This window comes from Clostridium sp. FS41, assembly GCF_000954015.1.
Classification (GTDB): domain Bacteria; phylum Bacillota; class Clostridia; order Lachnospirales; family Lachnospiraceae; genus Enterocloster; species Enterocloster citroniae.
In genome coordinates this window covers 24,904-50,126 of the sequence record NZ_JYHN01000066.1, presented here as the reverse complement: position 1 = coordinate 50,126, position 25,223 = coordinate 24,904, and the positions used below count along the sequence as shown (strand labels likewise).

Genomic DNA, 25,223 nt, shown 5'->3' with positions numbered 1-25,223 from the left:
CATGCTAAAATGTTAAATCATAGGGAACGAGGTTTAAGAATATGATTGGGATTATCGATTATGACGCAGGGAATCTGCGCAGCGTAGAAAAAGCACTGATATCCCTGGGAGAGGCACCGGTGATCACCAGGGACAGGAAGTCCATACTGGAAGCGGACCGGGTCATACTGCCCGGGGTCGGCTCCTTTGGGGACGCCATGTCCCGCCTTCGCCAGTATGGACTGGTGGATGTCATCCGGGAGACAGTGGATAAGGGCACTCCCTTTTTGGGCATCTGTCTGGGACTGCAGCTTTTGTTTGAGAGCAGCGAGGAGAGTGAGGGCGTGGAAGGCCTTGGAATCCTTCCTGGGCGCATTCTGCGGATCCCGGATACTCCGGGGCTTAAGATACCCCACATGGGATGGAATTCCCTGGACATCAAACCAGGCGCAAAGCTGTTTCGGGGGATTGACAATGGCGCCTATGTGTATTTTGTCCATTCCTATTATCTGAAAGCCGATGACGAGCGTGTTGTGGCTGCTTCCACGGAATACAGCACCCATATACACGCGGCTGTGGAAAAGGAACATGTATTTGCCTGCCAGTTCCATCCGGAAAAGAGCAGCCAGGTGGGTCTGTCTATTTTGAAGAATTTTCTGGAAGTTTAGGTGTATCTGAAAATGATAGGAGAGAGCTATGTTTACAAAGAGAATTATCCCATGTCTGGATGTGAATAACGGACGTGTTGTAAAAGGCGTAAATTTTGTGAATCTCAGGGATGCGGGTGATCCGGTGGAGATCGCTGCGGCCTATGACAAGGCCGGGGCGGATGAGCTTGTATTCCTGGATATCACCGCTTCCTCAGACAACCGGGGGACCGTGGTGGATATGGTGCGCAGGGTGGCTGAGACCGTGTTCATTCCATTTACGGTGGGAGGAGGGATCCGCACAGTGGAGGATTTCCGCATGCTCCTTCGGGAAGGGGCGGACAAAATTTCCATCAACTCCTCGGCCATCGACCGCCCGCGGCTGATCAGCGATGCGGCGGACAAGTTCGGCCGTCAGTGCGTGGTGGTGGCCATTGACGCCCGGCGCAGGAAAGACGGATCCGGTTGGAACATATACAAACACGGCGGACGGGTGGATGTGGGCATTGACGCAGTGGAATGGGCCATGGAGGCGGACCGCCTGGGAGCCGGGGAGATCCTTCTCACCAGCATGGACTGTGACGGCACCAAAGGAGGGTATGACAATGAACTCACTGCCCTGATCGCTGAAAATGTCTCAGTTCCCGTCATTGCCTCAGGGGGGGCCGGGACAATGGAGCATTTCTATGATACGCTGACAAAGGGAAAAGCAGATGCAGCCCTGGCCGCCTCCCTGTTTCATTACAAAGAACTGGAGATAGGGGATCTGAAGGAGTATCTGGCGGGAAAAGGGATATGTGTGCGGTTGTGAGAGCATTGTGACAAGTGAGGGATGGGGTTCACCGGCGGGTTCTGCCCGCCGGTATTTTTATGGGATGTTTTTCATCCATATTTCCTCATTGACATTTACGTGGTAATTTGATATAGTGATTTTGGGAACGTTCCCAAAATGATTCTGTTTGATCCGAAGGAGATTATATATGGACTTTTCAATCTGGGATGTGGCGAAGCGTGCAGGAGTGTCTAAAAGTACGGTATCCCGCGTGCTCAACGGCAATGCGGTTGGACAGGCTTCTTATCAGAAGGTTATGGACGCTGTTAAGGAGATGGGGTACCGTCCTAATTATATGGCCCGCGGCCTGAGGGGAAATTCCAGCAATGTGATCGGAGTACTTTCCCTTGGAGGCATGATGTTCCGTGACCCCTCACTGTGCACCCGTTTTGCGGGAGTTGCAGATGTGCTGCAGCAGCAGGGGTATGACCTGTTTCTGGTACATGATGACTATGATAATTTTAATGGCATTAACACGCCCAAATATATGACATATCTTGCTGAAAAAAGAATTAACGGTTTGATCACCCTGGGTGCAACGGACAGCCTAGAGGATCAGATTAAAAATGCTGCAACCAAGTTCCGCAATGTTGTCTATACCGGTGACCGGATCCTTTCTGATAAGGGATTCAGGGTGTATCTGGGCAACTATAATTACAGCTATGACCTGTTTCACTTACTTCTTGAATATGGTCATCGCCGGATCTTAATGATATACCGTGACAATAACAAGCTTCTTCTCAGCCGCAGGGAAGCTGCGCTTAAGGATGCGGCCGGAAGCCTTTCCATTTCTGGTGAGGTGCATTGTCAGTTTTATAATCCCTATGAAGATACCGGATATTCTGCGAAAACATCTAAATTGCAGGAAGCCATTTACCATACCTATAGGTCTGGTGATTTTACGGCTGTTTTTGCCGATGAGTCAATTGACACCCGCACAATACTGGGGGCCTTTGCAAAGCATGAAAAGGTTTTGGGAAAGGACTATTCCCTTGTTACCATTGAAGGAGGTCTTGAGATCAACCAAAGCGGCGTTGATTCCATTACCTCTGTCCATTTGCCTGATTATGACTACGGAAAACGTATTGCTGAACTGATGATCGAGGTCATTGAGGATGACACTCTTGAATATAAAGATGTGTACATGTCCTACTCTCTGACAAAAGGAAATTCTGTCAGAAGATTACTTTTATAGGTTTATTTTTGCTTTTTCTGGGAACGTTCCCGAAAAAGTTTAAATAAGATCTGCGTTCCGGAACCGCAGTTTCTACTAAAATAATTAAGGAGGATCGTTTTTATGCAAACAAAGGGAAGATTCCATTATGCATTTGCTGTTGCGGCAGCATATTGCCTGGTTATTCCGGCTATCTATCTGTTCAGTAATCCTTTCAGCATGTATATGGTGCCTATCGTAGAAGATCTTCATATTTCCCGGGGTACATACTCATTGCACCAGACCATTCACGAAATCATATCTGCAATTGCCTACTTCTTGTATGTCAAGGCCCAAAAAAGGTTTGGCCTGCGGGAACTGGCAACCATGGGGCTGCTTTGCGCCGCGTTAGCGGCTGTTTGCTACGCAGTTGCACACAGTGTGCCTCTTTTGTTTCTTGGAGGTGCCTTTTCAGCTCTGATCTGGCCTCTTTCCAGCCAGGTTACAGCGGGAAGTATTGTAAATAACTGGTTTGCCAAGAAAAGCGCTACCGTGATTTCCGTTATTTTCGGGTGTGGAAATATTGCAGGCTTTTTTAATGCCAAGATCATTGCTTACTGGATCAGCCATTACGGCTGGAGGCGGTCAATGCTTTACACCATGGCGGTTATGCTGGTGGTGGCTGTCATCGCATATGCGGTAATCCGCAGCCATCCCAGCGAAAAGGGCCTTCACGCATGGGGGACTCCCCAGGGCGGGGAACAGTCTGATGAAGTAGAGGAGGATGACCCTTCAAAGCTTCCTGGCGCGGATTTTAATACGTCCATGAAAAATATTAAGCTTTACAGCGCGTACGCCTGGTGTTTTATCACCGGCATCATTGTATATCCGGTGGTTGGTATTTTTTCCGCCCAGCTTACGGATATTGGCCTGGATGCCGCTGCGATCAGCAATGCGGTGGGGATCATGAGCATCGGCTCCCTGGTTCTTCTGATCCCATTGGGACAGGTGATCGACAGATGGGGGATCCGGCCGGCCACCGTGGCCTGTGTATTGTCCTACCTGGGAACCATCGCCCTGCTGCTCACCGTATCCCCGGCGACTCCGGTTCTCGCAACGGTTGCCGGATTCCTCATGGGGGCTGCGATCCTTCTTTTTACGATCCTCCCGCTGTTTATGAAAGAAGTGTTCGGATTCCGGGAATTTGCAAAGTTTATGAGCTATTCTGTTATTTTCCGCACGGTGGGAAATGCGATCGGTTCGCCGATGTTAAACTTTGTGTATGATTACGCTGGTTCTTACCGGATCGTCCTGCTGGTGTTTGCAGGGATCTCGCTGCTGCTATTACTTTTTGGCTGCATAGCCACCAGCAAAAAGAACCCCTTGTGGGTGGAAACCCGTCCGGGATATCCGGGATATGTTGAAAACTAAATAAAAAACCATAAAAGGAGATATCACTATGCAGTACACGCGTTTATTAGGAAAATATGCTTCTGAACTGAAATATGAGGATCTGCCCGCCGAAGTCATTGAACAGGCTAAAAAGATCACGCTGCACACCATTGCGGTTGCCATTGCAAGCATGAATGTACCCACTGCGCAAAAGGCCGTGGAAATGGTGCGCAGAAAAGGCGGGACTCCTGAGGCAACTGTCTGGGGAACCGATCTGAAGGTTCCTGTGGAAGAAGCAGGCTTTGCCAATGGTACGACCGCGGATACTCTGGACTGGGAGGATTGTACCTGGACCGGACATGCGTCAGCCGGGGCGATACCGGCAGCCTTTGCCATGGCGGAACAGCAAAAGGCATCGGGAAAAAGGTATCTGGAGGCGGTGGTTGCGGCTTATGAAGTGTATCAGCGCATTGCGATGTCCGTGCAGCCGGACCTGTCCAATTACTTTGGAAAAGGAAAAGGCTGGGGGCTTGTGTGCTGGCAGATTTTTTCCTCCACTGTTGCGGCCGGCAAAATACTTGGGTTTGACGGAGATCAGATCGCGGCAGCCATTACAAAAGGCGCTTATCTTACCCCTCTTACCCTTGGTGATACCGGACTGACGGACACGTATCATGTGGCCCACGGGGTTTCTGCAAGATGCGGTATCAACAGCGCGCTGTTGACCAGCATCGGATTCGAGCCTTATCTGGATGGGCTGGATGGAAACAGCGGTTTCTGGAGACAGATCTGTGACCGTGTTGACTGGGATTGGCTGGATCGGGATTTGGGCAAAGATTACCTGATCATGCAGACCCTTCTGAAACATTGGCCTGTAAATGTATGGATCGAAGCGCCTCTGGACGGACTTGATAATCTTTGCAGAAAGTACCAGTTCCGGACAGAGGAGATTGCTAAAATACGCGTGTCGCCCCAGCTTGACATCTATACGGATAAAGGGATGAGCAGGCCGTATGTGTTCATGCAGGCGCAATACAGTGTTCCCCATTGCTTTGCAGCTTATTTGGACAATCCATTTCCGTCCGAAAACTGGTTTACCCAGGAGAGCAGACAGCCGGAAGGGCGTATTGCAGAACTGTCGCGCCTGGTTGAGTTTTTTGGCCCTGAGATGGATCGCTATGAAGCATTTCTTATTTTTATGGATCGTGATTTTCCTGAAACAACAGTTGAGGTCACTTTAAAAAATGGTGCCACTGTCACAGAAACGCTTAAATATCCAAAAGGCCATCCCAAGAATAATTATACCTTTGAAGAGGAACGTGAACATTTTATGGCGCGTACGGCCCCGTATATCGGAGCGGAAAAAGCCAAACAGTTTGTGGATGCAATTGAACACCTGGAGGAATATTCCAACGTATCAGAGGTTGCAAAGTACCTGATCCGGGAATAAGAACGGTATTGCAGCCGGAAAATACTGTCCCGGCTTCCGACTGCAATCTTTCATGGAATGAGGAGGTATCTGTTCATGTCTGGTAATACTCATGATACAAAACAAAAGTTAACTTTTTCCGAATGTTATTCCACGGGCATTGGAATGGTAATCGGAGCCGGAATCATCACAATGACAGGTGTTTGCATTGGTTTTACCGGCAGCGGTGTTTTCATTGCCTATCTCATTGCAGGCGTTGCCGTATTTTTAGCAAATGGTCCCCTTTTGCTGGCAGCATCCGTTTTGCCGCGTACCAGCGGCAATTACGTATATGCCAGTATACTGAACCGGAAACTGGGAGGCATTTATGCCTGTATCATCTTTTTAACAGATGTAACCATTGGTTTTATGGGAGTTTCTTTTGCCAATTATCTGGACAGTATTTTTCCTGTTAATAAGACTGTGATCGCTTTGGTGGTCGTGACTGTTTTCTTTATAGCAAATCTTTTTGGGGGTAAAAATGTGGCAAGGCTCCAGACAGCCCTCAATATTATTTTAATTCTTGCATGGGGAAGCTTTCTGATTTTAGGACTTCCAAAAGTTAATATTGATAATTTTACCATTGACAAAATGTTTCTCAACCGGGCGCAGGGGATGAAGGATTCTGTTACAATGCTGGTTTTTGCAATGGGAGGCGGCCTTTGGCTGACCAACAGCGGAGGGCGTGTGAAGAATCCCCACCGGACCATTATACTTGGCAACCTTGCCATCACGGGAACCGCCATGGTGCTGTTTTCCTTGATCGCAATCGTGGCAGCCGGTGTTTTACCCTTGAGTGAAACCGCAAACCAGCCCCTTACCCTTGTGGCAAAAACAATTTATCCGGGAAACAGTTATCTGTTTTTTGTTGTAGGCGGTGCGCTGATCGCCCTTGCCACGACCATCAATGCCAGTTTCCTAAACACAGCAAATGCTCTGGTCCGCAGCAGTGAGGAGGGATGGTTTCCGGGCATTCTCGGAAGGCTTAATAAGCATGGTGTTCCGTATATGCTTCTAAGCCTGATGTTTGTTATCACCGTTATGCCCATCCTTTTAGGAATTGACACAACGCTGTTTTCACGCATGACCTCAGGCCTGACATACCTGACAAAGATCATTCCCAATGTGGCGTGTATTGCTGTTCTTTATAAGTATCCTGAAATTTGGAAAAACTCAAAGTTTCACATGAGCAAGCCGGCTTTGATTCTATTTTTAATGATCTGCTATACCGCTCTGGGATGGATCGTGTATGAGAATATGAAAAATTATCCTCCTGTGCTGCTTTTTATAGTTGCCCTGGTGCTGGCGGCAACCACGGCCTATATTTTCTGGCGTGAAAAATACCAGATCAAAATTAAAGAGGAACAAGGTTTCTCCGATACTGAGATCAGATTCTGACGCATTCCAGGCGGCTGATCTGTTTCCAAGTTTTCCGTAAAAAGGTCCGATTCCCCTTCCGGATAGGGGGGAATCGGACCTTTTTTATGGAAATTAATCCATTCCCATGTCCAAATTCCTCAAATCTTTGACAAATATTTTGTATATATCCGTTGTTTCCTTTGTATTCCTATGCTAAAATATGAAAATATGGATAATTATGTAGAAGAAAAGGAGATGCAGAAGATGGCCGCAATATCCAATGATTGGCTGCAGCCCTTAAGCAGTGAATTTAAGAAAGATTATTACAGGAAACTGTACCAGACCGTAAAGCACGAGTATGAGACCAGGAAGGTATTCCCGGCTCCTGATGATATTTTTAATGCATTTGCCTTCACGCCTCTGGCTGATGTGAAAGTGGTGATCCTGGGGCAGGACCCGTACCACAATGACGGACAGGCCCACGGCCTGTGTTTTTCCGTGAAGCCGGATGTGGAGATCCCGCCTTCCCTTGTGAACATTTATCAGGAACTCCATGATGACCTGGGATGTTATATCCCCAATAACGGTTATCTGAAAAAATGGGCGGATCAGGGCGTTATGCTGCTGAACACTGTTCTTACGGTGCGTGCCCACCAGGCCAATTCCCACCACGATATCGGCTGGGAGGAGTTTACCAACGCGGCGATCAAGATCCTCAATGAGCAGGACAGGCCCATGGTATTTATCCTCTGGGGCAGGCCGGCCCAGTCCAAGAAGCCCATGTTAAACAATCCAAAGCACATGATCCTGGAAGCGCCCCATCCCAGTCCCCTTTCCGCGTTCCGTGGATTTTTTGGCAGCAGGCCGTTCAGTAAGACCAATGCCTTTCTTGAAGAACACGGCCTGACGCCTGTGGACTGGCAGATCGAGAATCTATAAAACAGGTATAGTGACCGAAAAGATTACATAAAATGTACAGCATGCAGCCGGAGCAATGCAGTCATGCGGTAAGGAGAATTTATGACTTTAGTTGAAGTGTTGAAGATAATTGTATTGGGTATTGTGGAGGGCTTTACGGAATGGCTGCCCATAAGCAGCACAGGGCATATGATACTGGTGGATGAGATCATCCGGTTAAACCAGCCGGATGCGTTTAAGGACGTGTTTCTGGTGGTGATCCAGCTGGGGGCTATCCTGGCGGTGGTGGTAATGTATTTCCATAAGCTGAACCCGTTCAGCCCTACCAAGAGCAGCCGCCAAAAGGATGCCACCTGGGCCTTATGGATCAAGATCGTGATCGCATGTGTGCCCGCGGCCGTGCTGGGGCTTCTCTTGGATGACTGGATGGAAGCCCATCTGTTTAACGCCTATGTGGTGGCGGCGGCCCTGATCATATACGGCGTGCTGTTCATTGTACTGGAGAACAGCAGCGTCTGCTCCAATCCGCAGATCAATAAGGTGGGGCAGATTTCAGCCAAGACAGCCTTTATGATCGGCATGGTCCAGCTGCTGGCCCTGATCCCGGGAACCTCCCGTTCCGGCTCCACCATACTGGGAGCCATGGTGCTGGGCTGCTCCAGGGGCGCTGCTGCCGAGTTCTCATTTTTCCTGGGGATCCCGGTCATGTTCGGAGCCAGCCTTTTAAAGCTGGTGAAATATTTTGTGGCAGGCAATGTATTCACCGGCCCACAGATCTTTTATACGGTCCTGGGAATGCTGATCGCCTTTGTGGTCTCCATCTACTCCATCCAGTTCCTGATGAGTTATGTGCGCAAGCATGATTTTAAGTTCTTTGGATATTACCGGATCATACTGGGCGTGATCGTATTGGCTTATTTTGGAATAACGGCATTGGCCAGTTAACTGGTTTGCAAACGAGTTGAAGAAGTGATGCAAACGAGTTGCAGAAGAGTTAAAAAGAGAAAAGAGAGTTGTCCCGCCGGCGTCCTATACGCCGGCCTTTTTATATCTGATATTTACATCCAAGTACGCCCGGCTTCCCCAAGGCGGATTGAAAAAAGTGATGGAAATAATTTCAGCCGGAAACAAAACACAGCGCCCAAACTAACTGGCAGCTGCGGTTTTGCTTCCGGCTGAGGCGATAGTCAGGAATGATTTCCCGCTTAGTCCAGATTATCGGCGATCTCGTACAACAGCCGCTCTGAGTCTTCCCAGCCCAGACAGGGGTCTGTGATGGATTGGCCGTAGCAGTGCTGGCCGATCTTCTGGCTGCCCGGCTCGATATAACTCTCGATCATAAGTCCCTTGACCAGCTTTTTGATATCGCTGGAATGACGGCGGCTGTGAAGCACTTCCTTGGAGATACGGATCTGCTCCTTGTACTGCTTGTTGGAGTTGGAGTGGTTGGTATCCACAATGCAGGCCGGGTTCTTCAGATCTCTCTTGGCATACAGGTCAAAGAGCAGCTTCAGGTCTTCGTAGTGGTAGTTGGGAATGCACTGTCCCCTTTTATTGACAGCTCCCCTGAGAATGGTGTGTGTCAGCGGGTTCCCCGGGCACTGCACTTCATTGCCCCGGAAGATAAAATCATGAGGCAGCTGGGCGGCCACCACGGAGTTGAGCATAACGGTCAGGTCGCCGCTGGTGGGATTCTTCATGCCCACAGGCACATCACATCCGCTGGCTACCAGGCGGTGGTACTGGTTTTCCACAGAGCGGGCGCCCACTGCCACATAGGCCATCATGTCGGAAAGATAGTTCAGGTTGTCGGGATAAAGCATCTCGTCAGCGGTGGCCAGACCTGTCTCACGCAGAACCCTCATATGCATGTGGCGGATGGCCAGGATGCCCTCGAACATATCGGGCTTCTTCTCAGGATCGGGCTGGTGCACCATGCCCATATAACCCTCGCCCGTGGTCCGCGGCTTGTTGGTGTAGACACGGGGAATGATGATGAGCTTGTCCTTTGTTTTTTCCTGAACCTTAACAAGGCGTCCCGTGTAATCGCACACGGATTCCTCATTGTCGGCAGAGCAGGGGCCGATGATCACAATAAACTTGTCGCTTTCCCCGGTGAATACCTTTTTGACATCCTCATCCCTCTGCTGTTTGATCTGTGCCAGCTTCTGGTCCAGAGGGAACTGTTCCCGTATCTCTGCCGGAGTCGGCAGTTTGTTAATAAACGTGAATCCCATTTTCTATATCCTCCCATGTATAAATACCGTGCCGTTATGCGTGGGATCGATCTATATGTAATGCCCCCAGCGCACGGATATGTTCCAATGCTTCATTATAGTATAGAAACAGGGATTCGTAAATAGTGAATCCCACGAAAATGTTGACAATAAAGGCATTTCCAAGTATAAATAGAGACATGGCGGTTTTGGGAGACAATACCTGACCGGGAGATAATACCTGCCGGGAGACAATACCTGACCGGGACACGATCCATAGCCGGGGCACAATACATAACCAGGAGACAGTACATAACTATGAAGACAGGGAACAGACAGACCATGGGGACGATCATGGCGCTGGCAGGCGGCATATGCTGGGGTTTTTCAGGATGCTGCGGCCAGTTCTTATTTGAGCAGAAGGCGGTACAGGCACCGTGGCTGGTGACCGTGCGCCTTTTCTTTGCAGGCATCCTTTTGATCCTGACAGGATTTAAGCTGAACGGAAGGGAGAATCTTAATATATTCAGAAAAAAACAGGACGCACTCCATCTTCTGGCCTTTGCTATTTTTGGCATCACCTTCTGCCAGTATACGTATTTTATGGCCATCCAGGCATCCAATGCGGGAACCGCCACGGTGCTGCAGTACCTGTCGCCGGTACTGATCCTTTTGGTGGTGTGCATCCGTGGAAAACGCCTTCCCAAAGGCCTGGAGCTGGGGGCCATCGGGCTGTCGCTCCTTGGCACCTTTGTCATAGGGACCCATGGGGATATCCACACCTTCCATATCTCGGGGGAAGCGCTGTTCTGGGGCCTTTTGGCCGCTGTCAGCTCCATGATCTATACCATGATACCGGGCGGTCTGATCCTCAAATATGATATCTACCAGGTACTGGGATTCGGCATGTTCATGGGCGGCATTGCCATGGGAATATTCGTGCGTCCGTGGACCTGCGCGCCGGTGTGGGATACGGGAACCGTTGGCGCCCTGGCCGGCGTGATCGTGGTGGGGACAGCCCTGGCTTTTGGTCTGTTTTTGCAGGGGGTCAGCCTTATAGGCCCTTTGCGGGGAAGCATTATGGGGAGTGTGGAGCCGGTGTCCGCGGTCATTATTTCCGTGTTTTGGCTGAACACGTCCTTTACCCCTGCTGATTTTATTGGGTTTGCCCTGATCCTGGGAGCTGTGTTTGTGCTGACATTTTCACAGAGACCCGAATCCCTAAAAAAGGCGGATGCAGGGATAACAGACGGTATTTAGGGCTTGACAAAACAGGGAAGCCTGTCTATAATGGGGATAATTTCATGAATTGGCTATGACGGGAACAAGTAATGATCTGCAAAAGCATACAGAAAGCAGCCGGGTGATGAGAGGCGCATGGAAAGCAGGTCATGAATACATCTTAGAGCTTCACACCCAACGGCGGCTGCCCAGTAGGCTGTGACGGATCCTGCACACGTTATCGTGCTAGAGTATAAAGGAGAGGCATGCACTCCAGTACTCGAAGAGGCGGGCAGCGTGAGCTGTCTGTAAACATCAGGTGGTAACACGGAGCACATGGCTTCGTCCTTTTGAATCAAGAGGACGGGGCTTTTTTAGTACTCAGGAAAACATCTCCCCCTCCCGGGGAAATGCTGCCTGATAGAAAAACGTAAGAATCAAGCCCTTGCATGAAACAGGAAATATGATAAAATATTTAGAGTAGGAAGAGGAGAAAACACCATGCAGATTTACGAAGAATTAGTTGCCAGAGGCTTAATTGCCCAGGTCACAAACGAAGAAGAAATTAAGAAAATGGTAAACGAAGGCAAGGCTGTATTCTATATTGGCTTTGATCCAACGGCTGACAGTCTCCATGTAGGGCATTTTATGGCCCTGTGCCTGATGAAGCGCCTGCAGATGGCAGGCAACAAGCCGATCGCCCTGATCGGAGGAGGCACCGGCATGATCGGAGATCCGTCCGGACGTTCCGACATGCGTACCATGATGACTCCTGAGATCATCCAGCACAACTGTGACTGCTTTAAGAAACAGATGAGCCGTTTTATAGATTTCTCTGAAGGCAAGGCGCTGATGGTCAACAATGCGGAGTGGCTGTTAGAACTTAACTACATTGATTTTCTCAGGGAAGTGGGACCCCATTTTTCCGTCAACAACATGCTGAGGGCTGAGTGCTATAAGCAGAGGATGGAGAAGGGATTAAGCTTCCTGGAATTCAACTACATGATCATGCAGAGCTTTGATTTCTATGAGCTGTTCCAGCGCTATGGCTGCAATATGCAGTTTGGCGGTGATGACCAGTGGAGCAACATGCTTGGCGGCACGGAGTTGATCCGCAGAAAGCTGGGCAAGGATGCCCACGCCATGACCATCACGCTGCTGCTCAACTCTGAGGGCAAAAAGATGGGCAAGACCCAGTCCGGCGCTGTCTGGCTGGATCCCAATAAGACATCTCCCTTTGAGTTTTACCAGTACTGGAGGAATATTGCGGATGCGGATGTACTCAAGTGCCTGCGTATGCTTACATTCCTTCCGATTGAGCAGATTGATGAGATGGACCAGTGGGAAGGCAGCCAGCTGAATAAGGCCAAAGAGATCCTTGCATATGAACTCACCAGCCTGGTGCATGGTGAGGAAGAGGCAGCCAAGGCGCAGGAAGGGGCAAGAGCCCTGTTTGAGTCCGGCGGCAACACGGCTAACATGCCCACATACCAGCTGACAGATGAGGACTTTACCGATGGCGCCATTGACGTGCTGGGCGTGCTTCAGAAGTCAGGACTTTGTGCTTCACGTTCAGAGGCAAGAAGAAATGTGGAACAGGGCGGTGTATCCGTGGATGGGAATGCTGTAAAGGATATCAAGGCAGTTTTCTCAAAGGACCAGTTTGCAGGCGAAGGCCTTGTGTTTAAGCGCGGCAAAAAGAATTTTATGAAGGTCATTGCCAAATAAAAAGTCCTGCGGAGTCAGAAGATTGAGAGGAGGGTGCCGGATGAGCGGTTTCAGACCGGTACGGCAGCTGGGAGCATTTGTGGCTGCAGCTGTCCTAAGTATAGGCTCGGTGTTTGTTTCGGAAGCAGCAGCCGTAAAGCCACAGGTGCCTGTATCCATGCACATGGATATCAACAGCAGAAGGACATCCATCTATGATGGGTATTCCACCTATGTGCTTGGCTACAGGGCATCGGAAAGTGATACATTCACGGTTACAAAAGACAGAAACGACATCAATCTTGATGACGTGACAATGAATTATTATCTTCTCACCTATGACGGTGAGACACAAAAGTATCTGGAATGCACGGTTTATGGCCTGAAGGAGGGAACTCATTATCCCATTGTCCGGCCGGAGACCGTGGAGCGGGAAAAGGCAGCAGGCAATCTCTATGAATACCTAAACCGCTGTTATGTGGTGGAATTCTGTTATGGGGATGCCAGGTCGTCCATGTATTTTTCCGTGTTTCCCGAGGAGGATATGAATGCATACCGCAACATCCTTTTGGGAAAATGGAAAAAAGAGACCCGGGGATGGAAATATGAATATCAGGACGAGGTTCTCACGAACTGGGCCCTGATCAATGAAAAATGGTACTATTTCGGCGCAGACGGATATATGAAGACCGGATGGCAGGATTATAAGGGAGATGTATATTACCTGAGCCCTGACAGCGGTGTGATGCGCGCGGACTGTACCATTGACGGATTCCGTCTGGATTCCAGCGGTAAACGAGTGGATTAAAAACATGAAAAAAGCTGTACCCGGCAGGTATGATGTGCCGGATACAGCTTTTTTATTGCAGATATGTGCTGAGAATATGTGCTGAAAATATGTGGTGCAGATATGTTTTAAAATGCCAACAGCCCCAAATGTTCCAGCAGGATCTTAAGCCCCATAAGGATCAGAATGGCGCCTCCGGCCAGCTCCGCCCTGGATTTGTATTTGCAGCCAAAGGCATTTCCAACCTTTACGCCCACCATGGACAGGGTAAATGTGACAGCGCCGATAAAGGACACGGCAGGAACAATGTCAACGTTCAGGAATGCGAAGGTGACTCCCACGGCCAGAGCATCGATGCTGGTGGCCACGGCCAGAAGGACCATGCCGCGCACATCCAGGGACGCGTTGGCGCAGGACTCGTCTTTTTCAAAGGACTCCTTCACCATGCCGGCGCCTATGAGGACCAGAAGGAGGAAAGCCACCCAGTGGTCGTAGGCACGGATAGCCATGCTGAACTTAGAGCCCAGGAAGTATCCCAACAATGGCATGGCGGCCTGGAATCCTCCAAAGTACAGACCCACGATTAGCGCACCCTTCCAGCTCATCCTGGGCATGGCCAGGCCCTTACAGACAGCAACAGCAAATGCATCCATGGACAGGCCCACGGCAATGATGAATAACTCGGTTAATGACATAGCAGATCCTCCCGTTATTGGTTTAATATATGGAATGGCGTATAAAAAAAGACCCATCTACAGCTCTCTTGCCGTAGATAAGTCTCATTATTTAAAATAAAGCCAGATAGAATCTATCAGCGTGTTGACCTTATTACATGCAGCGCATGCCAATTACTCCCTTATCACTTGCTACATTTTACGTGACATTGGAAGAAAAGTCAAGAATAATTCTCAAAAAAGATCTGAAACAGCGTTTAATTCGTTGATTCAGACCATTGTAAAAAAACAGCCCCTGTGCTAAACTGATAAGAACGTACCGATACTGCGGAAAACAGCAGAAAAAAGGAGTATACAGGGAGTTTACGCGAGATGAAAAAGTCATATGAAATAGACATGTGCAACGGTCCGCTTTTGGGCAAGATCCTTTTATTTTCCGTGCCTTTAATGATGTCAGGAATCCTGCAGCTTTTGTTTAATGCAGCGGATATCATTGTGGTGGGACGGTTTGCAGGCAGCAGTGCCCTGGCGGCAGTGGGATCCACCTCGGCCCTGATCAATCTGCTGATCAATGTGTTTGTGGGCCTGTCCGTGGGTGTCAATGTCCTGGTGGCCAAGTACTATGGAGGCCGCAGGGAAAAGGACATGAGCGAAACGGTCCATACGGCCATTACCACAAGTGTCCTCAGCGGACTGTTCCTGGTGGTCTTAGGCCTGGTGGCAGCCAAACCTCTGCTGCACCTGATGGGGACTCCCGATGATGTGCTGAGCCAGTCCGTGCTGTATATGCGGATCTATTTTCTGGGAATGCCTGTGCTGATGCTGTACAACTTCGGCGCAGCGATCCTGAGAGCCATCGGGGATACCAGGCGCCCTCTTTATTTCCTGTTTGCGGCCGGTATAGTGAACGTGGTTCTGAACCTGTTTTTTGTGATCGGCCTTGGCATGGGGGTGGACGGTGTGGCGTGGGCCACGGTTATATCCGAGCATATATCGGCCCTGCTTGTGTTAAAGAGCCTGATGGAAGCGCCCGGAGCCTTGAAGCTGTCCCTTAAGAACCTGCGGATCCATCCCAAGAAGCTGAAGCGGATCATAAAGATCGGACTTCCGGCAGGAATGCAGGGAGCCATATTCTCCATTTCCAATGTGCTGATCCAGTCCTCGGTCAATTCTTTTGGCTCCATTGCCATGGCGGGAAATACAGCATCCTCCAATATAGAGGGGTTTGTGTATACGGCCATGAACGCGGTGTACCAGACCAATCTAAGCTTTACCAGCCAGAACCTGGGCGGCAGGAAATACAGCAGGATCAATAAGATCATGTACATATGCCTGGGGGTGGTCACCGTAGTTGGCCTGTCCTTAGGGCTGACGGCCGTGCTGGGCGGCAGGATGCTGCTTGGGATCTATTCCTCTGACCCGGAAGTGCTGCGATACGGTATGCTGAGGCTGGGGATCATCTGCACCACCTATTTTCTCTGCGGCATCATGGACTGTATGGTGGGAAGCCTGCGCGGCCTTGGTTACTCCATTATTCCCATGTTCGTTTCACTGACAGGGGCCTGCGGATTCCGTGTGCTGTGGGTGTTCACTGTATTTGCAGCATATCATTCCCTGGATGTCCTATATCTGTCATATCCGGTGTCCTGGGCCATCACCGCGGCAGCCCACATGATCACCTTCCGCAAGATACGCCGCAAGATTCCGAAACAGGATGCAATGCCCATGATTTAGATGCCAATAAAAGATGCAAAAGAAAGGTAACATTACTCTATGCTGTTCAGCTCACTTACCTTTGTATGGTTTTTCCTTCCTGCTCTGGCCCTGATCTATTACCTGATGCCGGGGCGGAAACTTAAAAATGCGATCCTGCTGATCGCCAGCCTGATATTCTATACATGGGGGGAACCCCGCTATGTGGTGCTGGTGCTTTTATCCATTCTGGTCAATTATGTATTTGGCCTTGTCATTGCGGGCCTTGACAGAGGGCCAGGTGTGAAAGCATCCGATGAAAAAGGGCCGGGAGAAATGAAACCGGACAGGAAAAGGCTGGGCAGGAAAAAGCTGGCCCTGGCCGTTTGCGTCATAGCAAACATCTGCCTGCTGGGGTATTTCAAATACTTTAATTTTTTCCTGGAACTGGTTTATACCATTGCGGGAAAAGATGGATTTACACCCAGGAACATTCCTTTGCCCATCGGCATTTCCTTTTATACCTTCCAAGCCATTTCCTATATAGCCGACATATACCGGGGCGTAAAGCCGGTGCAGAAAAATATGTTCAGGCTTGCCCTTTATATATCGCTGTTTCCACAGATCCTTTCAGGTCCCATTGTAAGATACAATGAACTGGAACCGCAGATCACGGGCCGCAGGGAGAGCATTTCCATGCACGCCTACGGCATCAAGCGGTTTGTCTGCGGACTTGCCAAAAAGATGATATTTGCCAATATGTTTGGACAGGTGGTGGACCGGATCTGGGAACTTCCCCTGGAGCAGCTGGGCACGGCCATGGTGTGGTTTACAGTCATTCTATACAGTTTCCAGATTTATTATGATTTTTCCGGTTACTCGGATATGGCCATTGGACTGGGGCGTATGTTTGGCTTTACCTATCAGGAAAATTTTAATTTCCCCTACCTGTCCGCCTCTGTCAGTGAGTTCTGGAGGCGGTGGCATATATCCTTATCCACCTGGTTTAAGCAGTATCTCTACATTCCCCTGGGAGGCAACCGCAAGGGCCTTAATAGGACCTGCGTCAATCTGTTTGTGGTGTTCCTTGCAACGGGACTGTGGCATGGAGCCAGCATGAATTTTATCTGCTGGGGCATCTATTACGGGATATTTATCGTGGCGGAGCGTCTGTGGATCGGAACGCTTTTGGATAAGAATCCATATAAGGTGCTGAACCACGTGTACGCACTGGTGGTGGTAGCTTTCGGGTGGCTGCTGTTCCGTGTGCAGAACCTTCACCAGGCCAAGGTCATGGTCACTGCCATGCTGGTTCCAAAGGCAGGCCTGTGGAATCTCCGTATTTTTATGGACAATCGGATCATTTTCCTCCTGATACTTGCAGTATGCTTTTGCGGTCCTGTTCAGCAGCTGTTTCCTGGGCTTAAAAAGCGGCTGTTTGATGAAGAGCGCATGGGGGTATTGGATGTGGCGGTTATGGCATTCCTGCTCCTTCTCTGTACAATGCTCATGGTCAGCAGTACCTATCAGGCGTTTATCTACTTCAGATTCTGACATACATAAGGGAGTACATTTATGATAAAAAAGATTTTGATCGGGGGATTCTGGGCGCTTGTGCTCCTTCCCAACCTGCTGTTTATGCTGGCCGGGGGCAAGGGGGATGGCGGGGGGACGGAGAACCGGACCCTTGCGGAATTTCCTGTGTTTGAAACGGATACATATGAAACATTTCCCTCAGCGGTGGACAGTTACATCAACGACCATGCGGCTTTCAGAAACCGCTTTCTCAGCGCCAATTCAGTGCTGAACTTAAAGCTGTTCGGATATGCGGATAACCAGGATGTGATCAGAGGAAAAGACGGCTGGTATTTTTTTGCAGGAGGCATGAGCCTGTACGATGCGCTGGGCACGGAGCCCTTTTATCCGGATGATGTTGCATGGATCGGGAATCAGATCATACGGGCGGCAGATTATTATGAGAGCAGGGGGATTCCGTTTATCGTAATGATACCGCCTAATAAAGAAGGCGTTTACAGGGAATACATGCCGGATTGCTACGGCCGCGTATGGGAGGGGAACAGGCCGGCCCAGCTGGAAGAGTATCTCCGTGAACACTCCGGTATCACGGTGCTGGACCCCAGGGAATATTTTAATGCCAACAGGGACTATACCTGGTACTACAAGACCGATACCCACTGGAATTTTGCAGGGGGATACGTGGGAACGCAGATGATCATAGAAGCCCTGGGCGGTACGCCGGTACCCATTGAGGATGTGACCGTAACGTATGAGCAGGGGACTCCCGGGGATCTGGTGAACCTGTTCCATTTGCCGGAACGGTTCTGCAGTGAAGAGAATGCGGTGGTGACCGGTTACAGGGATGAGCTGACAGTCAATGCAGAGGATGTGAACGGGGATAAAAACATACTCCATATGTCCACCCCGGGAGCTCCGGACAAAAGGCGGATCGCGGTTATCAGGGACTCATTTGGAACCGCATTGATGGATAAACTGCCCAGATATTTTGCAAATGTGGACTTTTACCACTGGCAGGCATTTGACTATACTATGCTGGAGGAGAATCCGCCGGATGCCATTGTGTACCAGATCGTGGAGAGGGATCTGACCAGGATTCCACAGGATGTGGAAAAGATGCTGCCTCCCTTGGACGCGGAATGATTTTTTAAACTACTTCTTTTGTAAATGGATAAAATATCGTATAATCAGATGGGATAGCATGTAATGCTGTGCAATACTCAATATAGAAGCAGAAAAGGAGAAGGAACGTACATGAAGATTTTGAATTATGGCTCATTGAATATTGACTATACCTACAGTGTGGATCATTTTGTAAGGGGTGGGGAGACATTGTCGTCAGACAGCATGAATGTATTTTCCGGCGGAAAAGGGTTAAACCAGTCCATTGCCCTGAGCAAAAGCGGGGCTGAGGTTTGGCATGCAGGCGCGGTGGGAACAGGAGACGGGGACTTCCTGATCCGGCAGCTTCAAAGTGCCGGTGTTAACACGGAGCTGATTGCAGTGCTGGAAGGTAAGACCGGACATGCCATTATCCAGAAGGCAAAAGACGGAGGGAATTGTATCCTTCTCTACGGCGGCGCCAACCAGGAGATCACAAAATCCATGGTGGATGAAGTCATGGAACACTTTGAGGCAGGGGATTACCTGGTTTTGCAGAATGAGATCAGCGAGATCGGTTATATCATGGAAAAGGCCCATGAGAAACAGATGAAGATCGTATTAAACCCCTCGCCCATGGATCACAGGATAGGGGAATATCCACTGGAATATGTGGACTATTTCCTGTTAAATGAAATCGAGGCAGGGGATATATGCAATGAGCAGGGAGAGGGGGAAGCGCTCCTTAGAAAGCTGTCCGCCAAGTTTCCGGGAGCCAGGATCGTCCTGACCCTGGGAGGTGACGGTTCCCTTTACTGGGACGGGGAACGCCTGTTAAAGCAGGGGATCTATAAGGTGGAGGTGGCGGATACCACCGCTGCCGGGGATACCTTTACCGGATTTTTTATCGGAGGCCTGGTGCAGGGCATGGATGCCGCTGCAGCTCTTGAATGGGCTGCAAAGGCAGCGGCGATCGCTGTCTCACGCCAGGGGGCAGCTCCATCCATTCCTTCCAGGGATGAGGTAGACGGGTTCTGATCAAAGGGTACACAGAAGAATACATTAAGAAAACAGGTGATCTAAAAAGCCGTCATTCCATGTTTTTGTTTTGCCAAACAATGGAATGGCGGCTTTCATTTTATTTTTGTGTTGTTGAGAACGGAAATAAGATCATTAAGAAAAGCCGTAGGGAGTCACTGTCTACGAAAAACCGGAAATCCGCCACAGGAAGGGGGAGCAATCGTTTGATTATTCTAAAATTATCAGAATATTTAAACAATTAGTACAATAATCAAGGGTAAAATTGTATTAAAACGGAAACAATTGTAATTAATTGGATTTAAATATAAATAAACTAAAAAGATAATAAAAAAATTAAAAAAGTGTTGACAAATAGAATGCCATTTACTATAATGAAGACAACAAAAGAACAGAGAACAAAAAAGAATTCAAGGAACTGTAGACAATCAGTTCACAAGTAATAAAATCCAAGCAAAGGAGGTACGGACCACCAAAGACTTAATTTTAGTTTAATATATAGTAAAAGAAATTTTATTATATATTAGACCAGGAAAAGCCAATCTACTAAAAAGTGAAACGCTCAGGCAGTAAAGTAATTTTAAGTAATTGATTTAAAGAAACAAAAGAATCCAGTCGATTGGGAAACGATTCAAAGAGTAACAGAGTTTCAAAGATTAAAGAAGTTTTAATGTAAATGAGTAAGTTTACAAAGGAAAACCATTTAATATAAAGAAATAAGTTAACAAATTGGAAAGTTTAAAAAGCAATTGCAGTATTTAAAGAAATAATTTAAAGATACAAGCTGTTAAAAAGTGAAACATTTATAAAACAATGGATGATAACATTTTCATGAAACTATCTCAAGAGTATTAATCAAAAGATCAGATATCGGTTTAGTGATATGACGAGAAAGTATCATTAGAACGAATTAAATTAATACCGGATAGTAGGGTACAAAGAAGTAAGGAAAATGGATCAGACATAAGTAGTTAGATGAAGTAGTAAGAGCGAAGTAGCAGATAGTAGAATGGTGTAACAACTTAATATAGAAATAAAAAGAAACAATTGTTTCAGAAAAGTGAGGCTTGGTCCAATGGACGAGATAGTCTGGAGACGAGTATCGTAATCGAGAACGTGGTTAGTCAAAGATTCGATACTCGTCTTCCTTGTTGTTTAGAGCACGTTTGAAACACACACAGTTGAGACATGCTCTGAAGATATGTATATGGAATGAGTGGAATCAGGCGTTTTACAGGCCAGGGAAAAGGGAATGCTGGCAGGTAGGCGCTTTTTTGTTGGAGTTACGCTGTTTTCCTAATTTACAGTCCCTCCAGATCAAAGGGAGGGGTATACTCTTCCCTGGAGCTGCTCTTTTGCTGCATAAACCCCTGAGTCAGACCCAGTTCAATCGCTGTGTCCACCACACGGTTGTACTCGTAGGTGGTGATGCGGCGGTTCAGGCCGGGATATTCGCTGCTGTGGTGAAAGGGGGTATACTGGCTCATAAGGCTGATCAGATACCGGCCTTCAGGCAGATGATCTTTCATCCAGTGAAGCAGGGCAATGGAATCATCCTTGTGTCCGGGAAGGACCATATGGCGTATGATAACGCCCTTTTTCAGCAGGGGAAAGGAGGAGACGCTTTCCTGGCCTGGGAGGTGATCCTGGTCCGGGTTGTGATCCTGGTCCGGGTTGTGATCCTGCCATACAGGGGCGCCGGTCTGACGGATCATCTGCCGGATGGCGGCAGAGGACTGCTCAAAGTAATCAGATGCCCTGGAATACTTAAGGGCAAGCCGGTTATCATAATACTTGAAGTCAGGAAGCCATATATCCACATAGTCCTTTAGGGCCAGAATCATCTCTGTGGTTTCGTATCCGCCGCAGTTGTAGACAACGGGTATGGTAAGTCTGTCCCGCACCATATCCAGGGCAGATGTGATGTGGGGCAGGTATTGGGTGGGAGTGACCAGGTTGATGTTGTAGGCCCCCTGGGATTCAAGATTCAGGAAAATCTGCGCCAGTTCTTCTGCGGTCAGTACTTTGCCGAAATTGTCACTGCTCAGTTCCCAGTTTTGGCAAAAGCAGCATCTTAGGGTGCAGCCGGAAAAGAACACGGTCCCGCTTCCGCCTCTTTCCTGTTCAGGACCGCTGATACACGGTTCCTCCCAGTGGTGGAGGGCAGCCCTGGCAGCTTTCAGCTCATGGCCGCAGCCGCAGTAGCCGGTGGTTTCCAGGCGGTTGACACCGCAGGCCCTGGGGCATAGGGTACAGGCGGTATATCTGTCAAATGGTATGGGGATTCTCTGATTCATGGCTCATGGTTCTCCTAAATGGTATAGTCCTGCTGTTCCGGCAGGCGGTGATGTTCCCTGTATTCCTTGGGGGAGACACCGTACTCCTTTTTAAAGGCCCTGAAAAAGCTGGTGTAGTCCTTAAAACCGTACTGATGGTAAACATGGCTGATGGGCTGGTCGGACAGGATGGCGTTCTTGCTGGCATGAAGGCGCTTTTTCAGGATATACTGGTGAAGGGGGATCCCCATATTGTCCTTAAATATGTGGGATATGTGATATTTACTCACATAAAAAAAGGAGGACAGGCTGTCCAGGCTCAGATCACCCTCCAAATGCCGGTTAATGTAGTCGCAGATGTTCAGGTAGAGCACATTTTCATAGACCACTGACTTTTGGTGAAGGCTGTCATAAAGCAGCCGGTTGATATATACCAAAAATGACACGGCCATAAGTTCTGCCGTCAGGCGGTGGAAGGCGCGGCCGCTGGCCGACTCCTCGATCAGGTCCGTAAGCTTACCCTGTATCTCCTGGGTGGTGATGGTGTCGGTATGAAAACGGTAGGTCTGATGGCTCTGGGCATAGTCAAAACCATAAGCCAGCTCCTCATCTGCCTGGCGCAGTGTTTTGAAGTAATCCGCTCCCAGCCAGAATACAAAGCGGCGGTATGGTTTGTCATGGGAAAGAAATTCCGGATAGTGGGGAGTGGAGGGTGGGACCAGCAGACAGTCACCGTACTCCAGATGATAACTTTTGTTTCCCACATGGTATTGTACATCGCCTTCCAGGAAAAAATAGAATTCATAATAATCGTGTTCATGGGCAGCCACGGATTTTAAGGTAGTGTCATTGTAATAAAACAGCTCAAAGTCAACGGGCTGCATGTATTGTCTTGTATTAAAGTCCGAGGATATCTGTTTTTTCACAGGGAGTTTCCTTTCTGGGGCAGTTTGTGCGCGGGCGCAGGAGCAGGTATAAACCGTGTGGTGAGGTATTATTTTACCCAATCTTAGCATGAAACAACAACATTTGCAATATGTTGGGCAAGTATCACTATGGACGGGAATGCTGTATCTGATATAATAAAATTAAATAAAGGGACATCCATTAACCAACAATTTTAAGGAGGAGTTTATACATGAAATTATCATTCAGATGGTACGGAGAAGATGACAAGGTAACCTTGGAGAACATCCGCCAGATCCCGGGAATGCAGTCTATTGTAACAGCTGTTTATGATGTGCCGGTAGGTGAGGTATGGAGCCGTGAAAGCATTGCCAAGTTAAAAAAGCAGGTTGAGGATGCGGGCCTTGGATTCGATGTGATCGAGAGTATTCCGGTTCATGAGGATATCAAGCTGGGTAAGCCAACCAGGGATAAATATATTGAGAACTACTGTGAGAACATCCGCCGTGTGGCTGAAGCCGGTATCAAGTGTGTATGCTATAATTTCATGCCTGTATTTGACTGGACAAGAACCCAGTTGGACCATGAGCTGGGTGATGGATCCACTTCACTGGTATATTATCAGGAGCAGGTGGACGCAGTGAATCCTCTGAACAGCGACAGCGATCTGACTCTTCCGGGATGGGATTCCAGCTACACAAGAGAAGGATTAAAGGCAGTTGTTGAGGAGTACAATAACCTGACCGAGGATATGCTGTGGGATAATGTAAAATATTTCCTGGAAAGAGTGATCCCGGTTGCGGCAGAGTGTGATGTAAACATGGCAATCCATGAGGATGACCCATGCTGGAGCATTTTCGGTCTGCCGAGAATCATTACCTGCGAGGAGAACCTGGACCGCTTCTTAAAGCTGGTGGATGACAAGCACAACGGTATCACGCTGTGTACCGGTTCCCTGGGCTGCTCCGCTAAAAACGATGTGGTGAGAATGGCCGGAAAGTATGCTGCCATGGGCAGGATCCATTTTGCACACATCAGAAATGTGGCTGTTCTGGACAATGGATTTGAGGAGAGAGCACATCTGTCTTCCTGCGGTTCCCTGGATATGTTCGGAATTGTAAAGGCACTGGTGGATAACGGCTTTGACGGCTATGTGAGACCTGACCACGGACGTATGATCTGGGGTGAGACAGGACGCGCAGGATATGGTCTGTACGACAGGGCTCTGGGCGCAACATATCTCAACGGTCTGTTTGAGGCAGTGGAGAAGATGAGCAAGTAATAGACTTTCATGGATAGATCGAATAAAGGGATCAGGGTAGAGTGCGCTGGTCCCTTTTTTTACATAGAAACCATGTACAAAACCAAATGGAGGGAGGTTAAAGGTATGGTATTCGGAACGGATCTGACCGGAAAGATGGCTGTGGTCACAGGAGCGGGCGGGATTTTGTGCGGTATGTTTGCCAGGACTCTGGCAGGGGCAGGGGCATCAGTGGCCCTGTTGGATATCAATCTGGAGGCGGCTGAGAAAATTGCAGGCGAGATACGGGACATGGGCGGCACCGCCTCGGCCTATGAGGTGGATGTAATGGACAAGGATATGCTGGAAAGCGTCCATGCCAGGGTCCTGGCGGAACTGGGCCCCTGTGATATTCTGGTAAACGGAGCAGGAGGCAACCAGGCCTGCGCCAATACATCCAAGGAGTATTTTGAGATGGGCGACATTGAAGGGGATGTGGTCACATTTTTCGATCTGGAATATGGGGGCATACAGAAGGTGCTGGATCTGAATTTCCTGGGGGCATTCCTTACCTGTCAGGTGTTTGCAAAGGATATGGTGGGAAGGGACGGGTGCAATATCCTGAATATTTCCTCTGCCAGTGCGAAGCGGCCCCTGACCAGGATACCGGTATTCAGCGGGGCCGTGGCGGCTCTCAGCAATTTTACCCAGTGGCTGGCCGTGCATTTTGCCAGGGCAGGCATCCGGGTCAATGCCATTGCGCCGGGGTTTTTTGTGACACGGCAGAATGAGAGGCTTTTGTATGAGGAGGACGGCGCCCCGGCAGCCAGGGCGGCCAAGGTACTGGCCGCAACCCCTATGGGCCGGTTCGGAAAGCCGGAAGAACTCAATGGGGCCCTGCTTTTCCTTCTCAATAACGAGGCTGCCGGTTTTATCACCGGGGTGGTTCTGCCTGTGGACGGGGGATTCGGGGCAAATGCAGGGGTTTAACATGCATGTTCCGTTACGTATGTTCTGTCATACATCCCTTGAATGTCCTTTGATCCCCCTCGCCTAAGCTGCTCCTAAATGTCCGCAATAC

General features: G+C 49.0%; 21 protein-coding genes. 17 read left to right on the top strand and 4 right to left on the bottom strand.

The window, feature by feature from the left end:
* Positions 1-41 precede the first annotated feature (41 nt).
* The 8 genes from hisH to CLFS41_RS19585 all read left to right on the top strand — a co-directional run bounded on the left by hisH (position 42) and on the right by CLFS41_RS19585 (position 8,693).
* On the top strand, positions 42-647 hold the full coding sequence (hisH, locus tag CLFS41_RS19620; protein ID WP_007860640.1) for an imidazole glycerol phosphate synthase subunit HisH: 606 nt from the start codon (positions 42-44) through the stop codon (positions 645-647).
* Between the two features lie 28 nt (positions 648-675).
* On the top strand, positions 676-1,437 hold the full coding sequence (gene hisF / locus CLFS41_RS19615; protein ID WP_007860638.1) for an imidazole glycerol phosphate synthase subunit HisF: 762 nt from the start codon (positions 676-678) through the stop codon (positions 1,435-1,437).
* A gap of 169 nt (positions 1,438-1,606) precedes the next feature.
* The gene (locus CLFS41_RS19610; RefSeq protein ID WP_045093234.1) at positions 1,607-2,653 is read left to right on the top strand and encodes a LacI family DNA-binding transcriptional regulator; all 1,047 of its coding nucleotides are present in this window, start codon (positions 1,607-1,609) and stop codon (positions 2,651-2,653) included.
* A 102-nt stretch (positions 2,654-2,755) separates the two neighbouring features.
* A complete protein-coding gene (locus tag CLFS41_RS19605) occupies positions 2,756-4,042 on the top strand; it encodes an MFS transporter (RefSeq protein WP_045093233.1) in 1,287 nt (428 codons plus the stop codon).
* Between the two features lie 28 nt (positions 4,043-4,070).
* Positions 4,071-5,453, top strand: coding sequence for an MmgE/PrpD family protein (locus CLFS41_RS19600; protein WP_045093232.1), 1,383 nt, complete (start codon positions 4,071-4,073; stop codon positions 5,451-5,453).
* A 75-nt stretch (positions 5,454-5,528) separates the two neighbouring features.
* Positions 5,529-6,869, top strand: a complete 1,341-nt coding sequence (locus tag CLFS41_RS19595) for an APC family permease (protein WP_045093231.1) — start codon at positions 5,529-5,531, stop codon at positions 6,867-6,869.
* A 225-nt stretch (positions 6,870-7,094) separates the two neighbouring features.
* On the top strand, positions 7,095-7,769 hold the full coding sequence (locus CLFS41_RS19590) for a uracil-DNA glycosylase (protein ID WP_007860632.1): 675 nt from the start codon (positions 7,095-7,097) through the stop codon (positions 7,767-7,769).
* An 81-nt stretch (positions 7,770-7,850) separates the two neighbouring features.
* Complete coding sequence (locus CLFS41_RS19585) at positions 7,851-8,693, top strand: undecaprenyl-diphosphate phosphatase (protein WP_045093230.1); 843 nt, start codon at positions 7,851-7,853, stop codon at positions 8,691-8,693.
* Between the two features lie 260 nt (positions 8,694-8,953).
* Here CLFS41_RS19585 and CLFS41_RS19580 read toward each other — a convergent pair whose 3' ends face one another.
* Positions 8,954-9,985, bottom strand: a complete 1,032-nt coding sequence (locus CLFS41_RS19580; protein ID WP_007860629.1) for a 3-deoxy-7-phosphoheptulonate synthase — start codon at positions 9,983-9,985, stop codon at positions 8,954-8,956.
* Positions 9,986-10,282: 297 nt separating this feature from the next.
* On the opposite strand from CLFS41_RS19580, the gene CLFS41_RS19575 reads away from it, so the two are divergent.
* The 3 genes from CLFS41_RS19575 (at position 10,283) to CLFS41_RS19565 (ending at position 13,700) form a co-directional block, all read left to right on the top strand.
* Positions 10,283-11,224, top strand: coding sequence for a DMT family transporter (locus CLFS41_RS19575; RefSeq protein ID WP_045093229.1), 942 nt, complete (start codon positions 10,283-10,285; stop codon positions 11,222-11,224).
* A gap of 462 nt (positions 11,225-11,686) precedes the next feature.
* A complete protein-coding gene (gene tyrS, locus CLFS41_RS19570; RefSeq protein WP_045093228.1) occupies positions 11,687-12,913 on the top strand; it encodes a tyrosine--tRNA ligase in 1,227 nt (408 codons plus the stop codon).
* Positions 12,914-12,953: 40 nt separating this feature from the next.
* Positions 12,954-13,700 (top strand): hypothetical protein, encoded by a 747-nt coding sequence (locus CLFS41_RS19565; RefSeq protein ID WP_007860619.1) that lies wholly within the window; start codon positions 12,954-12,956, stop codon positions 13,698-13,700.
* A gap of 107 nt (positions 13,701-13,807) precedes the next feature.
* Here the strand turns inward: CLFS41_RS19565 and CLFS41_RS19560 are convergent, their stop codons facing one another.
* Positions 13,808-14,374: a manganese efflux pump MntP family protein gene (locus CLFS41_RS19560; protein ID WP_007860618.1), complete on the bottom strand. Its 567-nt coding sequence runs from the start codon at positions 14,372-14,374 to the stop codon at positions 13,808-13,810.
* Positions 14,375-14,725: 351 nt separating this feature from the next.
* Here CLFS41_RS19560 and CLFS41_RS19555 point away from each other — a divergent pair, with 351 nt between their 5' ends.
* The 4 genes from CLFS41_RS19555 to CLFS41_RS19540 all read left to right on the top strand — a co-directional run bounded on the left by CLFS41_RS19555 (position 14,726) and on the right by CLFS41_RS19540 (position 19,720).
* Positions 14,726-16,087 carry an MATE family efflux transporter gene (locus CLFS41_RS19555; protein ID WP_007860617.1) on the top strand — a complete coding sequence of 454 codons (1,362 nt, stop codon included), beginning with the start codon at positions 14,726-14,728 and terminating at the stop codon, positions 16,085-16,087.
* 39 nt (positions 16,088-16,126) lie between these two features.
* The gene (locus CLFS41_RS19550) at positions 16,127-17,599 is read left to right on the top strand and encodes an MBOAT family O-acyltransferase (protein ID WP_045093227.1); all 1,473 of its coding nucleotides are present in this window, start codon (positions 16,127-16,129) and stop codon (positions 17,597-17,599) included.
* 21 nt (positions 17,600-17,620) lie between these two features.
* Positions 17,621-18,724, top strand: coding sequence for an alginate O-acetyltransferase (locus CLFS41_RS19545; RefSeq protein WP_045093226.1), 1,104 nt, complete (start codon positions 17,621-17,623; stop codon positions 18,722-18,724).
* Between the two features lie 111 nt (positions 18,725-18,835).
* Positions 18,836-19,720, top strand: a complete 885-nt coding sequence (locus CLFS41_RS19540) for a ribokinase (RefSeq protein WP_007860612.1) — start codon at positions 18,836-18,838, stop codon at positions 19,718-19,720.
* 1,301 nt (positions 19,721-21,021) lie between these two features.
* Here the strand turns inward: CLFS41_RS19540 and CLFS41_RS19535 are convergent.
* Complete coding sequence (locus tag CLFS41_RS19535) at positions 21,022-22,017, bottom strand: radical SAM protein (RefSeq protein ID WP_045093225.1); 996 nt, start codon at positions 22,015-22,017, stop codon at positions 21,022-21,024.
* 14 nt (positions 22,018-22,031) lie between these two features.
* Positions 22,032-22,922 (bottom strand): AraC family transcriptional regulator, encoded by an 891-nt coding sequence (locus CLFS41_RS19530; RefSeq protein ID WP_007860608.1) that lies wholly within the window; start codon positions 22,920-22,922, stop codon positions 22,032-22,034.
* A gap of 212 nt (positions 22,923-23,134) precedes the next feature.
* Here CLFS41_RS19530 and CLFS41_RS19525 point away from each other — a divergent pair, with 212 nt between their 5' ends.
* A complete protein-coding gene (locus tag CLFS41_RS19525; RefSeq protein ID WP_007860606.1) occupies positions 23,135-24,184 on the top strand; it encodes a mannonate dehydratase in 1,050 nt (349 codons plus the stop codon).
* Between the two features lie 105 nt (positions 24,185-24,289).
* Positions 24,290-25,132, top strand: coding sequence for an SDR family oxidoreductase (locus CLFS41_RS19520; RefSeq protein WP_007860604.1), 843 nt, complete (start codon positions 24,290-24,292; stop codon positions 25,130-25,132).
* Positions 25,133-25,223: the final 91 nt, after the last annotated feature.

Excerpts from the sequence above, each read along its gene's own strand:
- CLFS41_RS19550 (WP_045093227.1), top strand. The coding sequence starts at position 16,127 with ATGCTGTTCAGCTCACTTACCTTTGTATGGTTTTTCCTTCCTGCTCTG.
- CLFS41_RS19580 (WP_007860629.1), bottom strand. The coding sequence starts at position 9,985 with ATGGGATTCACGTTTATTAACAAACTGCCGACTCCGGCAGAGATACGG.
- CLFS41_RS19595 (WP_045093231.1), top strand. The coding sequence starts at position 5,529 with ATGTCTGGTAATACTCATGATACAAAACAAAAGTTAACTTTTTCCGAA.
- CLFS41_RS19565 (WP_007860619.1), top strand. The coding sequence starts at position 12,954 with ATGAGCGGTTTCAGACCGGTACGGCAGCTGGGAGCATTTGTGGCTGCA.
- CLFS41_RS19545 (WP_045093226.1), top strand. The coding sequence starts at position 17,621 with ATGATAAAAAAGATTTTGATCGGGGGATTCTGGGCGCTTGTGCTCCTT.
- CLFS41_RS19600 (WP_045093232.1), top strand. The coding sequence starts at position 4,071 with ATGCAGTACACGCGTTTATTAGGAAAATATGCTTCTGAACTGAAATAT.
- CLFS41_RS19525 (WP_007860606.1), top strand. The coding sequence starts at position 23,135 with ATGAAATTATCATTCAGATGGTACGGAGAAGATGACAAGGTAACCTTG.
- CLFS41_RS19560 (WP_007860618.1), bottom strand. The coding sequence starts at position 14,374 with ATGTCATTAACCGAGTTATTCATCATTGCCGTGGGCCTGTCCATGGAT.
- CLFS41_RS19575 (WP_045093229.1), top strand. The coding sequence starts at position 10,283 with ATGAAGACAGGGAACAGACAGACCATGGGGACGATCATGGCGCTGGCA.
- CLFS41_RS19590 (WP_007860632.1), top strand. The coding sequence starts at position 7,095 with ATGGCCGCAATATCCAATGATTGGCTGCAGCCCTTAAGCAGTGAATTT.
- hisH (WP_007860640.1), top strand. The coding sequence starts at position 42 with ATGATTGGGATTATCGATTATGACGCAGGGAATCTGCGCAGCGTAGAA.
- CLFS41_RS19585 (WP_045093230.1), top strand. The coding sequence starts at position 7,851 with ATGACTTTAGTTGAAGTGTTGAAGATAATTGTATTGGGTATTGTGGAG.
- tyrS (WP_045093228.1), top strand. The coding sequence starts at position 11,687 with ATGCAGATTTACGAAGAATTAGTTGCCAGAGGCTTAATTGCCCAGGTC.
- hisF (WP_007860638.1), top strand. The coding sequence starts at position 676 with ATGTTTACAAAGAGAATTATCCCATGTCTGGATGTGAATAACGGACGT.
- CLFS41_RS19520 (WP_007860604.1), top strand. The coding sequence starts at position 24,290 with ATGGTATTCGGAACGGATCTGACCGGAAAGATGGCTGTGGTCACAGGA.
- CLFS41_RS19555 (WP_007860617.1), top strand. The coding sequence starts at position 14,726 with ATGAAAAAGTCATATGAAATAGACATGTGCAACGGTCCGCTTTTGGGC.
- CLFS41_RS19605 (WP_045093233.1), top strand. The coding sequence starts at position 2,756 with ATGCAAACAAAGGGAAGATTCCATTATGCATTTGCTGTTGCGGCAGCA.
- CLFS41_RS19540 (WP_007860612.1), top strand. The coding sequence starts at position 18,836 with ATGAAGATTTTGAATTATGGCTCATTGAATATTGACTATACCTACAGT.
- CLFS41_RS19535 (WP_045093225.1), bottom strand. The coding sequence starts at position 22,017 with ATGAATCAGAGAATCCCCATACCATTTGACAGATATACCGCCTGTACC.
- CLFS41_RS19610 (WP_045093234.1), top strand. The coding sequence starts at position 1,607 with ATGGACTTTTCAATCTGGGATGTGGCGAAGCGTGCAGGAGTGTCTAAA.